Raw genomic sequence first — 15154 nt, forward strand, 5'->3', positions numbered from 1 at the left:
GATAAGTTAATGGATTGATTTAACTGATGATATTTATCCATTGTCGCCAGTGCCTCGCTTATTATCGGCAACTCTTACCGTTGAGATTGTTAAAATTTCACGGCTGGCATACAGTGGTGCTTCATTCACAGGGAGTGGCACAAGATGATCCGACCAACGCTTTTCTATCATCTACAGGACTTCGAGACCGAGCAGGCATTAGTACAGCTCGAGGGCGCGCAGACCTACAACAAGCTACGCAGTACCGATGATTTATCTTGGATTAGTCAGCTGGAGGCCAATCGTATCGATGTGGCGATCATTGAGCTGCCCCGTCTAAGCCGTGAAGATTATTTAGCCTTACTCGAGTCCAGCGCCATTGCGGATGTGGAGTTTATTTTTCTCTCCGATGGCCTGCCGAATCCTCACCTCGATAAACTCTTGTCCAAATACGCGGGCTACCATTTCCGTAAGCCCATCGATATGTCGTTGCTGTGCGAAACCTTAGCGGATTTTGCCCAGCATTTAGTTGCCAATACTTCGACGCGCATTCGTCCCTTTGCCAGCGAATTAGACCAATATGGTCTGCTGGTGGGCTCCTCATTACCTATGCACCGTTTGTATCGCACTATCCGCCGCGTGTCGGCCGCCGAGAGCAATGTGTTGATTATCGGTGAGAGTGGCGCGGGTAAAGAACTGGTCGCCAATACCATTCACTTAGCCAGCCCGCGGGTGAATAAGCCCTATATTGCGATTAACTGCGGCGCCTTGAGCCCAGAATTGGTTGATAGTGAACTCTTCGGCCATGTAAAAGGCTCTTTCACTGGCGCGAATCGCGATCATCAAGGGGTATTTGAGCAGGCCGAAGGCGGCACCTTATTTCTCGATGAAGTCACCGAAATGCCCCTAGAGCATCAAGTTAAGCTGTTAAGAGTGCTCGAAAATAATGAATATCGTCCCGTCGGCAGCCCTAAGGTGCTCAAGGCAAATGTGCGTATTGTGGCGGCGACAAACCGCGATCCTTTAGTGGCGATTGAGCAAGGACAACTGCGGGAAGATTTGTACTTTCGCTTAGCGCATTTCCCCATTCAAGTGCCGCCATTGCGGGAGCGTGGGGAAGATATTGTCGGACTTGCGAAGCATTTTCTGGCCTATCGCAATGCGGCAGAAAAACAGAGTAAAGTGTTCTCGCCCTCAAGTTTAGAGGCGATTGCGGCCCACGCTTGGCCGGGGAATGTGCGCGAGTTAAAGCATGCTATCGAGCGCGCTTATATTCTGGCGGACCATGAGATTACCCCTGAGCATTTACAGCTTACGCCCAGTTTGGATAAAGAGGCGACTGCAGAGGAAAATGTCGTGATCCCCCAAGGTATGCGCCTTGAGGAGCTGGAAAAAATCGCCATTTACCAAGCGCTTGAAACGAGTCTGGGCAATAAGACCGACACCGCCGAGCAGCTTGGGATCAGCGTTAAAACCCTCTATAACAAGCTCAGTAAATATGAGCAGGAGTCAGATGCTCAAACTGTTGTTGATGCCGTTAGCGAAGATTCCGTTAGCAATAGCGTCGCCAAGTAGTGACCTACATAAAATGCCTGAAAATAAGCTAATGCATTGATTCAGCTTTTGATTCAGAGTTGATTCTGAATGTGTTAGCTTATTTGGGGCTCTAACTGCGGTTCAGCATTTTGCGCTTGATAGGGCACAAACACCTTCAAAGAGGCGGGCAGGATATCGATATTGAGTTGCTCCGGCTCACAAATCTCGCCATCAATCACATACTTGCATGGGGGCTGACTGCTGATCTTCACCTTTTTCGCGTGGGCATGTTTCACTTTACCCGTGTTGGCCGAGGGCGCAGAGTCGCTATTGGCGGCCTCTTTAATCCAGCCGGTAAAAGCCAGTTCAGCCAGACTGATAAGCTGTTCATTCGGCTCATTATTTGAATCTAACCAAGTGATATCCAACAAGCCGTCGGTCATATTGGGTTCGCCCTTACCTTGGGCGAGTAAGCTGGTAAAAGGTGCGGCATTGGCAACCACTAGGCTGTGGGTTTGCACTGTCATTGGGGTTTGGTCATCTAAAGTCAGCTGCAACTCGAGGTTGGTGTCGGTGTTCACCGCGCGCCACAAACCATCGAGGTAGGCGAGTTGGCCGAGGGCATTTTTACGCTCGCGGCTCGCCGACTCAATCATTTGCTGCTCAAACCCAATGCCGACCAGCAGTAACACCAGTCGCGCATTGCAACGCGCTGTGTCTATGGTCTGTGTCTGGCCTTGGATAATATTATCAAGGGCTTGGGAGACGGCATTGAGCTTACTGCTTAAACCAAAGAGGGCGTGTGACAGGGCATTAGTGGTGCCTAGCGGGATAATGCCTAAGGTGATATCGGTGTCGATAATCTCCGCCGCGACCTCTGTGACTGTGCCATCGCCCCCGCAAGCGATGATGATATCGGCGCCCTGAAGCCGGGCTTTTTTCGCTTGGGTTTGGGCGCTAATCTCTGGCGTGGTGAGCGCTAACTGCACCTCAAAATAGCGTTTCAGCTCAGTGCAAATTTGTTCGCCATGGCTCTGCCATTTACCCGCGCCAGAGACGGGATTGGCGATAATCCAGGCTCGCTTATGCAGTTTGATTTCCCCTTGAGTGTACATCTGCTCCAGCGCTTTGAGTTGCCAGCGATTTAACCCTGCGGTTTTACGAATGCTTTTAATCTGTTGCAGCACCTCGGCGAAGCTGAGCTCGGGGCGGCGGCACATAAGATAAGCGGCCAGCACCATTACGGAGCGCCCGCGGCCGAGCGCACAGTGGATTAATACCCGCTTTTGGGCGCGTACTTGACGGTGTAACCAGTTAATCGCCTGATTTAATTGGGCGCTAGTTGGCACGCTGTGGTCAAGAATAGGGATATTCAGATAGTCGATATGATCCTCATACAGGGACACATCGAGGCCGTCGAATTCGGCGGTGACATCTAAAATAGCGGTAATGCCATAACGATTCAGTTTAGGTAAATCGGCAGCGCTTAAGCGGCTACCCAAGTATAGATATTTATCAATGGCTTGCATTGAAGGCACGCTATCGCGGCGCCGAGCCCAGAGATTATAGAGTCGGCATCCTAATAAAAATGGAATAAAGCCCCAACGGATATACCAAGGGATGGATCCATCCTGACGTTTTCTAAAAATACTGGCGAGATTAAACCAATAGGCCGAGCCGACAAGGGCGAGGGATAGGCTGCTCCATGCCCAAATAAAGGTGAGGATAGGGGAGTGGCCCGTTACGGCAAAATAGCCAAATAACAGTGCTCCGAACAGGTAGAAATACTTAATGTGGATCCTACTCAGCATTGGCATCTCCTCCATTGATAAGCGGCGAGCCTCAGGGAAACCCACTTTATCGTGACCAATAGCTGTCGCGATAAAGTGGCTCGGTGGTACTCAATTGAACTGTGGTTCCCCTGATAGGCTCGTTTGCGGGGCTCACTACTCTCCGTCATCCGTCCTAGCAGCGGGTATCTTTCGCTTTAACGCCTTCTTTCAGTTCTTCACAGGCATCTTCAATCGCATTGCCGGTATCTGTGATGGCTTCATCGATTTTTTCGCCTGCGTCCTCGGCGTGATTGTCGCTACAGGCTGACAGTCCAAAGGTTAATAATAAGGCTAAAAATGCAGTGGTAATCATGGTCATAGGTTTCATATCGATTCTCCTTTTATCCAATTTAAGCGCGTGGTACCTTGCCCTTAAGGGCATTGACCAGCAGGGAAATCACAAGTAATACAATAAATAAGAAGAAAATAATCTTTGCGATCCCCGCTGCGGCGCCAGCGATCCCCGTAAATCCAAACAGTCCGGCGATAATGGCCACAACCAGAAACATTAAGGTCCAACCTAACATAGCCACCTCCTTTGTCTTATTTCGGTTTTTCTGTCTTCTTTCACTCTGCATGTTTACATCGAGCGAGCTAGTGGAGTTCGTTGTTGAGAGCTAGTGAAGTAAGTTGAATGTGCTAAGTTGCGTCTTACATCCCGTTATCACTCAATCCAGCAATAAACTCACAAAGGAGATATTGCGAGCTTAATGCCAACTTTGAGATTATTGGCTAATTTACTGATTATTAGTGTAATTTTTAAATGCTGTGTTGGCGGGAGGATTGGCTGATATAAGCGAGATAGGCAATTTTTACCTGCGATTCGGTAAGAGTTGCAGTGAGATAATTGCGAGAACAGCATAATGGCTTGAGAGTAGGTCGAAATGGCATTATGTTGTTGATTTAAAAGTGAGAGCTAATTTTTTGCAAAACCAATGCTATTAGACCCATGGAGTCACACATTTATAATATGTTAATTCCTTCAAGCAACTCCTACTACGTAAGCGAAATCGAAGCGCTCAGTTCAGATCCTGCTAGTCTTATAGGCTTTGTCATTGCATCTGTTATGTTTATTGTTGCTTATACATATACGCCTTTCATAAAACATATTTCGCAAACCGTTAACTTAAAACCAAGCACTATTTTTGTGCTGAGTTTTAGCTTTATCCTACTCGGTTTTTTCGTGACTCTTTCTATGTATCTCGATATTTACCAAGTTCAACAATCTGTTTTGGAAAATAAAACGCAGGTGATCTCTGGATGTATAAAGAATTATCAAGTCAACCAAAGCGCTAGCAGAGAGGAATCATTTTCGGTATCGGGTGTACGCTTTGCATACAATGACTACGTTACTGCAAGTTACTTCTTTTCAAATAAAAACCACGAATCATTTATTCAAAATGGTCAGTGCGTTTCTATTCTCTATCTGCCTAACTTTAAAAATGGCATATTAAAAATCGATAAGGTGTAATTTTAGGCCTGTTGCAGGCGAGCATTGTCACGGCAGTGGACATCGGAAAAAGGGATTTTTCCGTTGAGCCCCCAAGGATGGGTTTACGGCGTGCCACTGAAGTGACAATGCAGAGCGGAAACGGAACTCCAATCGGCTTTTGGCATTATTTATTCGATTGATTGAAAGCGACAATGCCGAGCGGAACTAAACCCGTAATAGAGCCAAAAATGAAACCCCAAATTTACCCCCCAATTTAACCCAAAAAAGCGGGTTAAGTGTTCACTTAACCCGCTCAATAAAGTTTACCAAAGCGAATTAGCAACGCTGCAGTGGTTTCCAGCGTTGCAGGCTGACTGGAATACTTACCCCTTGGGATAACAACAGGTTAATCCGTGCTTGGTAGGCCGCGCCTTGCATCAAATGTTTAGCCAAATCCACAGCATTGCGCTCGCGATAATCATCTAAATAACTACCTTTTGCCCAGGCATTAAAGGCGCCGAGGGCGGGGCCTGCCCAAATCTGGTAATCCATTTCGCGGCCAACTTCACCTGTGTTTGACCAGCGGCTCGAAAGACCCAAATACCAGCGGAAAATCAGTGCCATTTTACGTTTTGGATTATCCAGCGCGCGTTCAATTTGCTTAGGATCGCGCTCATTAAAGTGCGCCACAGTGCCTGCCCAAATCTCATCTAATGAGGCGCGAAACACTTGCTCTTCCAGCTTTTGTCTTTCCTCTGCTGGAATCGCCTCAATCGAATCGTAGCGGGTGTAAATTTCGTAGAGTTTATTGGCGCGCATCGGGAATAGGGTGCCGCGCTTAACCACTTGTAACTTAACGCCCATTTCGAACATATCGGCGGCGGGCGCCATAGTCACATCGGCCATTTCAGTGGTGGCGAGCAATTTGCGGGTATGTTCGCTGGCTCCTGCCTCAACACAGGCTTGATTGATTGAGCCAGTGACAATGAAGGCTGCGCCCATATTAAAGGTCGCCAGCGCCGCATCGGGCGTGCCGATACCACCACCTGCGCCCACACGGATCGGCGTTTTGTACTGGTACTTGGCTTGAATGGTATCTTTTAGCGCCAAAATGGTCGGCAATAGCGTGACCAGAGGGCGATTGTCGGTGTGGCCGCCTGAGTCGGCTTCGGCGGTAATGTCATCGGCCATGGGCACAGATTGTGCCATCAACATTTGATCTTCGCTGATAAGCCCTTCGTTCACTAATTGTTGCAGCATCTTAACCGGGGCTGGCTCCATAAACTTGGTCGCCACCTCGGTACGGCTGATTTTAGCAATCACTTTGTTGCCAATCACAATCTCGCCGTTGGCATCGCGGCTAAGGCCTGCGGCTCGGTAATAGACGATTTGCGGTGTTAAGCCCAAGAAGGCCGAGGCCTCAACCGTACGCACTTGATGCTTAAGGAAAAGTTCGACACTGCCACGCTCAAGCGCTGGCTCGCTCGGGCTGTGGATCAAGTTAAAGGCGTAGGGGCCATTGGGCAATGCCGCTTGAATGCGTTTAATCGCGGCTTCAACGCGCGATGGAATTAACCCTGCCGCGCCAAAGGAGCACAGAATGCCCGCCTGACCTAAGGCGATAACTAACTCTTCCGAGGCGATGCCGTTGGCCATGGCGCCCGCGTAGTAGGCGTATTTCACCCCATGCACACGGCGAAAATTACTGTCGCCCAAGCTTTGGGTGCCAAGGGCGGGGGCGAAGGCACTCACAGGATGCAAACCATTGCTTTTGTGTAAGCTATTGCTGGGTTCTACAAGACCCACCACCTCGGCGCTTTGGGCTATGCCTAGGCCTTTTTCGGCATGATTGACTAAGTAACAGGCTTGATTGAGATCTTTAAGTTTTTTGCCAAGGGAATCGATATCGAAACTGATGGCGGCTTCATCAACCTGCCATGGCCAAGGACTGAGCTTATTATTATCGAGTGTGGTATTCGTCATTTGGGCTATTCACTTTTAGGTGTTTGGGGCCTGAATTTGTTTGCCGCAGTGGGGTTATTCCCTTGCACTGCGGCTGTTGTGTACTGTTTAAGCTAACTTTGGCTAATGCCGCAAGTTAGGCGCTAGCGCTATGCCTCTTCGATACAGATTGCGATATCGGTTACCTCATAAATGCGCAGGCCATCCTTACTCAGGTTGGCATCGCCTTTGATGATGCGTTTTCCGTTTTTATCTTCAATGCTGGTGATATGCACATCCAGCGACATCTGTTTGTTTAATGGATTAATTTGACCGCGATACTTCCATTTAATTTCTGACAGAATTTGGCCAAATTTCGGATTATTGAAGCCTGCGCCTAGGTCTTGGTCTATGGCATAGGTTTGCAGTAATTCGATAATCGCCTCGACGCCGAGTGAGCCTGGCATCACTGGATCTTGATGGAAATGGAACTGGAAGAACCAATCGCTCGGGTCAATAGTGCGCTCGGCGTACAAGTATCCCATTCCCTTCTTACCGCCAGTTTTTACAATTTCGGCCTTGTCGATAAAGTTCAGCTGCCCACCTGCTAGGCGGTAGTGTGGCTTGCCCTGCGGCGCCACAAAACTGCGGCCGTTTTTATCTAACAGATTGATTTGGCTGTCGGCTTTGATATCGTGCTCAATGTGCCAGGCTTGGGTAATTTTACCATTGTCGATCCCCAACTGGTTTTTAAGCGCATCGGCCTTAAAGTAACCGAATACCGCATTACCTCGGTAGAAGGGCTCGCCATCGCAGCTCAGTTCGAAACTAAAGTTTTGAATGATATTGCTGCCAGCAATCACGGTGGACAGCAGGCGCGAATCGTTGACTATGGTTTTACCGCGTAAATCCACTTCGCGCAGTAACTTGCCACTGCCGTCGAGGTTGCGGAAGAATAACTCCTGCCCCGGGAAGCCTAAGGTCGTGCCCATATAGCCCGAGATAAAGCCATTGGGCTGCAATGAGATTTCCATCAACACTGAGTAGGGCATCACACTCGGGTGGCTGTTTTTAGCGTAATACCACGCGTTGCTGGGCACTTCATACTCGGCAATACAGGAGGATGGCTTTTTCAGTTTGCCACGTTTGCCCTCAATGGCCACCACTCGGGTGGTGAGTTGCAGATCGCCGCAGGGCGTACGTGGCGGGATTAAGCCACGGTAAATACTAAAATCGGGGCCGAAGCAGTTTTCAATATCGCCGGTGGCAAACTCAAACAAATGGTAAGGCGTAAACGGCAGGGTGTCGGGCACGCGGTTGGCGTGCTTAGAGCCTGCTGGCGCAATCGGCGCACTTACATGCTTAAGCGGCACAACGCCTTTATTCAGGGGAGCTGAAACATCTGGGATTTGCGCCATCAGTGGCGCTTGTTCCGCTTGATTGTCGATATTTGCAGCTTGCGAATCATTGCCTTGTGAAGAACTGCTCTGCGAATAGCGGGTGCAATCTGCTTCTTCTTTAATCATCACCCCGAGGTTTTGGAAATCCACCACCACTTTGCCATTGAGCAGAATATCGATATTCGCTTTGGCATAGGGGCGAGGGCTCATGCCAATTTCGGTGACTTCCATGCGATAGGTGAGCGTGCCAGATTGTGGCAATACTTGACCGCGGCAGCGCACTTTTTGCGATGCGTTTTCAAGGGGTTGGAAACGACCGTTAGTCACCCCAAGGTGCATACCAATATGCAGCATAAAGAATTGCAGTAACTGACCACAACCTTCGGCCATGAGGGAGCCGGCCATCACTTGGTCGCCCTTGAAATGGCAGGGGAAATACCAATGGTCGGGGGCTAATTGCTTGTGACCTTCAATCAAGCCTAAGCCCCATGCGCCGCCATGCACTTCGAGCTTGCTGACTTGCTCGATCATCAGGAATTTTTCCGAGGCGAAGCACAGTGAAGGTTGGAGGCCAAACTTCGCCTGATGGGCCGCATGTTCACCGCCGAAACAGCCGCCAATGTCAGCGCTCAGTAGACGGTGGATTTGGCCGTAGCTGAAGACCGGTTGCGCGCAGTTAAGTCGCGGTGTGAAGCGTGGCTGATTGCCGTTTCGCGCATATTCATTGGCCAGTGCAATTTGTGCTTGCTCGCGCAGCTTAATTTCGGCCTCGGTGCGGATCACCCCTTTGCCATCGGCCAGTTCTTTATCGGTAAAGAATCCCGCGCAGCCGCCGTCCATTTTTAGGATCAGCTTATCGCCCACGAAACATTCGTAGGAGAAGAAAAACAGCAGGGTATCGCCATTACGGGCAAAGTGGTTGATGGAGATATCGTAGCGCAGGGTGTCACCGCCGCGGGGCAGATCCCCAAGGAAGGTGAGGGTGCAGTCGAGCAGGCGATAGACGCGCTCGCCTTTGTTTTCAAAATCGATACCTAAGTAGCTGATCAGCATTAAGTCGCACTGACCCGATTCGACTGCCACCGCCCACGGAATTTGGCCATCGACCAAGAAGGGCGCATCCATGGGAATGTCGTACTCTGTGGTCATAGTGCTCGGCTGATAGCGGTTCATTTGCGCGTTGAGCTTAGTCACCCGCGAGACTAGCAGATAATCCGAGGTTGGCAGACGCACGCGGCGTGCGTAGCTGTCGATAATGGCGTAATCGGCACCAAAGACCTTGGCAATGTCGCCCTCGGCGTATTCCACCAGATCCTGATAGTTCCAAATGCAGGGCTTAGCCGCAGGAATGGGTGGCGTATAGGGAGCGACATTTGCGTGATCTGGTTTTAGTTCTGGGACTGATACAGCTTGCTGCGCTGCGATGGGAGCAACATTGGCGCTGGTGGCAACATGGGGTGCAACAGACCCCATTTGTGTCGTCTGGGACAATTGCGCTTTTAACAGCGCATCGGCCAGTTTGAGCCCTTGCTCACGGCTCTGTAAAAAGGCTAGGTGAGCTTCGCGGGCCAATTGCTGGTTTTGTAACAGTGCCGCGCTATCCTGCGACGCCCTATCCTGCGCCAAGGGCGCCGCCGAATATTGGTGTGGTGCGTTAGATGACATACCGCTCTCTACTGCTATTGGTGTGGCAAATGGGGTGGCGTTTTCAGCCGTGGTATCAAGTGCTGCGCGCACTGTGGCTACAGTTTGTGTTGCCTGTTGGCCTAAAGGCTGCAACTGGCGCATTTTGCCTTGGATAGTGGCAAGTGCGGGCAGCGGCGTATCCACAATATGTTGATAGATATCGCGGCCACCGAGCGTCACCGGTTTGATTAAGTGTTTTTGCTCACTCAAGGTTAAGTCCTGCGCAAGGCGCTGTTCTAGTTGCGCCGCCTGCGTTGCCGTTTGGCTTAACAGCAGCAGCGAACTCACCCCTTGGCTTTGGGTAGACACTAATGCCTGCTTATCGGTGTTTTTATTTGAAGCCGCAGACCCGTTCTTTAGGCTTAACAGGGTATTCAAAAGACTGGCCATACCCGCAGCGGCAAAGTTATGCCCAAGGGTATTGGCGACTCGATTGCATGGCGTCCCCATAAGATTAAGCTGCGCTAATAGCTGCTCCGCTGGCAGTTGCTCTTCTGGGGCAATACATTGCTCAACCATATGGATGGCAGCGGGCACTGAAGGATTGGCGATAGCCGTTTCGGTTATCAGCGAATCAAGCAGCTTGGGCAGCTGATGATGTGTGCCAAATGCTTGACCACGAATTTGGCCGTAGCCCTTTTGAGAACTGTTACTCGCTTGTTGACTGTTGCTCGCTTGCTGGCTGGTCAGCACGATAGCGCCCGCACCTTCACCCACCTTCCACTGTGGATTCGCGCTGTTGGCATCGAGATCAACGGCGACTTCGGCGTTTTTCAATATGACCTGTTCAACACTGCCGCTTAAATCCACGGCGGCAATCACTACACCATCGAGTGCCTCTTGGGACAGTAGGTTTTGCGCCACATCGATACAGCGAGCGACCGATTGCTCGGCGGCTGAAATGGTAAAGGCCGGGCCGTTAAAGTCCCACAGCGAGGCGATGCGCGACGCCATAATATTGCCAATAAAGCTGGTGTATTGATTGAGCTTGGCGGCATCGAGCACGCTGTCCATGGCGATAGCTTCGAGGGCAAGGTATTCATCATTGGAGAGGTGAACGCCTTGTTTCTTTAAGCTATCCGCAAGTTGGGTGTGCAAATTCACCCGGCCACGGAATTGGTGCAGTTCAAGCTCGGTTTCCATCGCCACTAACACCGCGACCTTGCTGCCCGCGGTTAACTTGGCATCGCGAATCGCTTCGTCGGCGACTTTGATCAGCAACAATTGCTGGGATATCAGCCTGTCATCCTCATTGGGCGGTACTTTAAAGCGTAAAAAGTCAAAATCAAACTGCTCGATATAGGCGCCTTTGGGCGCGCGATTTAGGCCATATTGGTTAAGGATATCGGGGTGTTTATCTAAGCCTTTCCAGCGGTTAGGTGGCAGCGGGATAAAGGCATCCGTGTGAGCTAATAGCGCCTTATCCAGCGCATTGATGGAGGCCAAAGGCCCAAAATGCGACGCCATGCCGATAACGGTTAATGCTTGCTGCTGATAAACAGGTTTGTTGGCTTGCTTTTCGGCACTGTGAATTGTTGGCTGATAGGATTCCAACAACAGATGGGCATTACAGCCGCCAAAACCGAACACAGACACCCCCGCATGGCGACGATCGTTGCCTGTTTTATCGGGCCAAGCCTGCAACTGAGAGGGGATATTATTACCGCTAAACAATCCCTTAGGCGATGAAATCGGCGCCTTGAGGTTGATACTCGCCGGTAGCTGCCCTGAGCGCATGGCGAAGATCATTTTCATGATCCCAGGCATGCCGGCAGCGGTGAGCAAATGTCCAAGGTTGGATTTAGCCGAACCTATCAACGGCGCCTTAGTGCCGCCGAGTTTATCTTCGAAAAAACGCTCCATCGAGGTGAGTTCAACCTTATCCCCCAGTGGCGTACCGGTGGCGTGGCATTCAATCACTTCGATATTGCTCGGATGCGTGTTGGCGGCGGCATAGGCACGCTCGAAGGCTTGCACTTGGCCCTTACTGTTGGGGCTTAAGACAAATTGGCCCTTGCCATCGTTCGATAATCCAATACCACTGACCACGGCATAAATATTATCGCCATCGCGCTCGGCATCCTCTAAACGCTTAAGCACTAATACACCAGCGCCTTCGCCCGCGAATAAGCCTTTGCTATTGCTATCGAAAGGCGCCGAAATTCCATGGTCTGGATAGGCGTGGAAAATCGAAAATCCCATATTGATAAAGAAGGGATCGGCGCCCGATACGGCGCCTGCGAGCATCATATCGGCCTTGCCCGTGGTTAAATAATCGCAGGCCAATTTAAGGGCATAGACTGAGCTGGCGCAGGCTGCATCGAGACTGAGCTGCGCGCCGCCAAGACCGAGGGCATCGCTTAACAACTTAGAGGCCGTGTGGGCAATGGCGCCGTTGGCGGCCTGTTGCGTGCCTACCATCGACGCATTGGCGAAGGGCGCTAGAGCAAATTCGGATTGATTAAGCTTAGTTTTTAATGCCTTTTCAACCGCTTGATGGTAAATCGGTAAAAACAATTCATTGGAGCTTGCGGTCGGGAACGACAGGGTGCCCATTACAATCCCTGTACGTTCAAGTAATGGCGCCGTTAAATCCACACCCGCATCCAGCAGGGCTTTTTTACTGCAATCTAATGCCCATAAAAAGCTTTCATCGAGCCCATCAAAGGCCGTCGGCGGCAACTGATAACCCAGTGGGTCAAAACGAAAGTTGCGGATATAGCCGCCCTTGTCGCAATAAAATCGGTCGGCTTGGCCTTGAACACCTTGGTAATCAGCTGGATTGGCATTGAGTTTGGCCGCATCGATTTGGCTGCGGGAATCTTTTTTATCCAGCAGATTTTGCCAAAACTGCTCAGGTGTGTCGGCATCGGGATACTGAACGGCAAGGCCGACGATGGCAATCTTTGGCATCGCCTTTGAGCTTTGGCGCTGGTCGTTTGGCACAGCTGTGCTGTCTTGCTGAGTCGGGTGAGCATGCATTTGAGAACTCAAAGGGGTTCTCCTTCTTGGAATACGTTTGAATAATGGCCTAATGCGCTGGCGCTGGCTGAATGTGGCGCTATCGTTTTCGCTGTAGCCTTATCTGCCGATTGAGGCATAAGCGGCGCAAGGGAGAGTGGCATTCTATGGCTGATAAGTTGAGCTAAGCATTTGAGTAAACTGGTGATCGTATCGCTGCCCTTGGCATTGCATGCCATGGCTAATATCGGTTGTTCCTGTGTTTGAACGCCATCGGCGCCCAACTCTAGTTGGCGGCCGATTTTATCGATAAGTGTGCTGGTTTGCCGATCGGCGCCCACCTCGACAAATAAGCGCGCACCTTGTTGATACGCGGCGTTAATCAGCGCGGTAAAATTCAGCGGCGCACAAAAGGTGTCGGCAATACTCTTGGCAATGCTTTGGCTATCGATGCTGACGGCGCTTTGCTGCGCCGCGCTAATAAAACGCACCTGAGTCTCGCAGGCATTCGCCTTTATGCCCAAGGTATAAAACCCTTGGATAGCACTGTGCTGTGACTGCGAGGGCGGGGTATGCATGGCGGTGACTTTATTGCTGGCAATACCACGCTTATTCAGCCTTTTAAGGAGTTGTAAGCAGCTTGCTTCGCAGCCCGCGAGAATACAGGTATCGCCCTGTTCAATCGCCAGATAAACCCGTGGAAAATCAGTCAGCAGGGTATTAATTTCGGCGCGAGAGGCTCGCACTAAAAAGCTATTCCACACTAGCGGTGCATCTTCACTCAACTGCCAATCGCGGCGCACCGCAAGCAGTGGGCCTGAAATCTCCTGATTGAAGATGGCGCTGTTTTGGGTGGCGTTAATCAGGGCATGTGGCGTTTGCCAAATATCCAAACTTGCCCACATGGCCGCTTCACCCATGGAATAGCCTAGAGCGAGTTGCGGTTGGATATTAAAGACTCGAGTCAACAGCCGACTAAATAGGTAACTGGCGCCAACACCGCTAATCGCAAGTTGGCTTAAGCTCATCTCTGCCGAATCTTTTTCTGTGCTTTTCGTATTATTTGCGCTTTGGTAAATCGCCTCGGCCTGCAGCATGGCGGCTAAATCCCCTTCGCGTTCAAGCTCGCGATAAAGCTCAGGGAAATAGCTATGTAAGTCGCTGAACATATTCGGGTAAACCGTGCCAACGCCGGGGTAGACAAAGGTTAAGCCCGTATCGCCGAGGGGTGTTGGCGTAAAATAACTGCCCGCAGGGGTCTTAAAGGCTAGATTGGCCGATGGCGTTTGGGCTGGTACTGGCGCTGGCGCAGGAGTCTGTTGCGTCTTTTCAATATAAGCGCGCATCGCCTTGGCTTCTTGCATTAGCTCTTCAACTGAGCCAGCCATCAGCACTAAAGCTAATTTATCCTGTGCTTGATAGCGCTTAAACCAATCACTGCCTTGACTGCTGAGCCAATCCGTATCGGGAAAGTTTGCCGATAACTCTAATGAATCAATCAGTTGTGATAACTGTACCGTTAAAGACTCAAGCGTGTTGCCACTGATGGGAATAAACAGTCTGTTAGCATTGAGCAACGGCTGAGCGATAAGCCGAGTGCCTTGGGTCAAGATAAGGCTTTGGGCTGTTTGAGTTTTAGGGACTTTACCCAAGAGATTTAGGCTTAACACCCTTGCCTGATGGGGCTTGGTAAACCAATAGCCGTTCTGTGCGGTTTTTACGGGCTTTTCAGCGCGCGGTTCAGCGTGTTGTTCAGCGAGTCGTTCAGCAAGTTGCGCTGCATCAGCGGCATCAAGCATTGGTTCAATGCCTTTGAGACTGCGATGACTTAACGCCTCAACCGCTTGAGATAATACATTCAACTGACTGGCAAGATTGCCTGCCTGCGCGTAGCCATTAACTGCCTGAGAACAATCGCGTTTCGCCAAGCTAAAAGCGCTGTTTAAGCAGCGCTCGACGGTATTTGTATTGATTGTATTTGTTTCTTCGGCTGTTTCAGCTTGGATTTGCGCGAATGCTGAAATATAAGCCTCGGCATGCAGGTGTAACTGCGCTGCCATTAGTCCATCGAGCAGATAAAGACTACGTGCTTGCTGCTGATATTCAAAGCGAATTTCAACAAGTTGTTTCTGCGCAATATGGTCGAGTTGCTCTGTGAGCAAGGCGACCAGTGTTGGCTCATCGGCTGACTTATTAATTAGTGGCTTATCTTCAACATTGAGCTTAATTCGACAAGCCATCAACTGCTGCAGCTTACTGACATCGGTTGGTGCATGGCTAAGCACACTCTGCATCCACCCATCACCAAGCCATACGGCTATTCGCAGTGGCTTGGCATTGGGATGCGGACTGTTTAGTGCCGCATTGCTTAATGCGGCATCTGCGCT

General features: G+C 50.4%; 8 protein-coding genes. 2 read left to right on the top strand and 6 right to left on the bottom strand.

Going from position 1 to position 15154, the window contains the following annotated elements; all coding sequences use genetic code 11:
- Window positions 1-144: 144 nt before the first annotated feature.
- Window positions 145-1554 carry a sigma-54 interaction domain-containing protein gene (locus CF168_RS06645; RefSeq protein ID WP_089067384.1) on the top strand — a complete coding sequence of 470 codons (1410 nt, stop codon included), beginning with the start codon at window positions 145-147 and terminating at the stop codon, window positions 1552-1554.
- A gap of 74 nt (window positions 1555-1628) precedes the next feature.
- Here the strand turns inward: CF168_RS06645 and CF168_RS06650 are convergent, their stop codons facing one another.
- The 3 genes from CF168_RS06650 to CF168_RS06660 form a co-directional block, all read right to left on the bottom strand.
- Window positions 1629-3326: a diacylglycerol kinase family protein gene (locus tag CF168_RS06650; RefSeq protein WP_089067385.1), complete on the bottom strand. Its 1698-nt coding sequence runs from the start codon at window positions 3324-3326 to the stop codon at window positions 1629-1631.
- Window positions 3327-3480: 154 nt separating this feature from the next.
- On the bottom strand, window positions 3481-3675 hold the full coding sequence (locus CF168_RS06655; RefSeq protein WP_011623423.1) for a hypothetical protein: 195 nt from the start codon (window positions 3673-3675) through the stop codon (window positions 3481-3483).
- A 22-nt stretch (window positions 3676-3697) separates the two neighbouring features.
- Window positions 3698-3874 carry a DUF1328 domain-containing protein gene (locus tag CF168_RS06660; protein ID WP_089067386.1) on the bottom strand — a complete coding sequence of 59 codons (177 nt, stop codon included), beginning with the start codon at window positions 3872-3874 and terminating at the stop codon, window positions 3698-3700.
- A 422-nt stretch (window positions 3875-4296) separates the two neighbouring features.
- Between CF168_RS06660 and CF168_RS06665 the strand changes: the two genes are divergently transcribed.
- The gene (locus CF168_RS06665; RefSeq protein ID WP_157705929.1) at window positions 4297-4818 is read left to right on the top strand and encodes a hypothetical protein; all 522 of its coding nucleotides are present in this window, start codon (window positions 4297-4299) and stop codon (window positions 4816-4818) included.
- 297 nt (window positions 4819-5115) lie between these two features.
- Here the strand turns inward: CF168_RS06665 and pfaD are convergent, their stop codons facing one another.
- From pfaD to CF168_RS06680, 3 genes are all read right to left on the bottom strand, one after another.
- Complete coding sequence (gene pfaD, locus CF168_RS06670; RefSeq protein WP_089067388.1) at window positions 5116-6762, bottom strand: eicosapentaenoate synthase subunit PfaD; 1647 nt, start codon at window positions 6760-6762, stop codon at window positions 5116-5118.
- Window positions 6763-6890: 128 nt separating this feature from the next.
- Complete coding sequence (locus CF168_RS06675; protein ID WP_089067389.1) at window positions 6891-12800, bottom strand: beta-ketoacyl synthase N-terminal-like domain-containing protein; 5910 nt, start codon at window positions 12798-12800, stop codon at window positions 6891-6893.
- Window positions 12797-15061 carry a PfaB family protein gene (locus CF168_RS06680; protein ID WP_167373691.1) on the bottom strand — a complete coding sequence of 755 codons (2265 nt, stop codon included), beginning with the start codon at window positions 15059-15061 and terminating at the stop codon, window positions 12797-12799. Before CF168_RS06680 ends, CF168_RS06675 begins: the two co-directional genes overlap by 4 nt.
- Window positions 15062-15154 lie beyond the last annotated feature (93 nt).

It is taken from the genome of Shewanella bicestrii, assembly GCF_002216875.1.
Lineage (GTDB): Bacteria > Pseudomonadota > Gammaproteobacteria > Enterobacterales > Shewanellaceae > Shewanella > Shewanella seohaensis.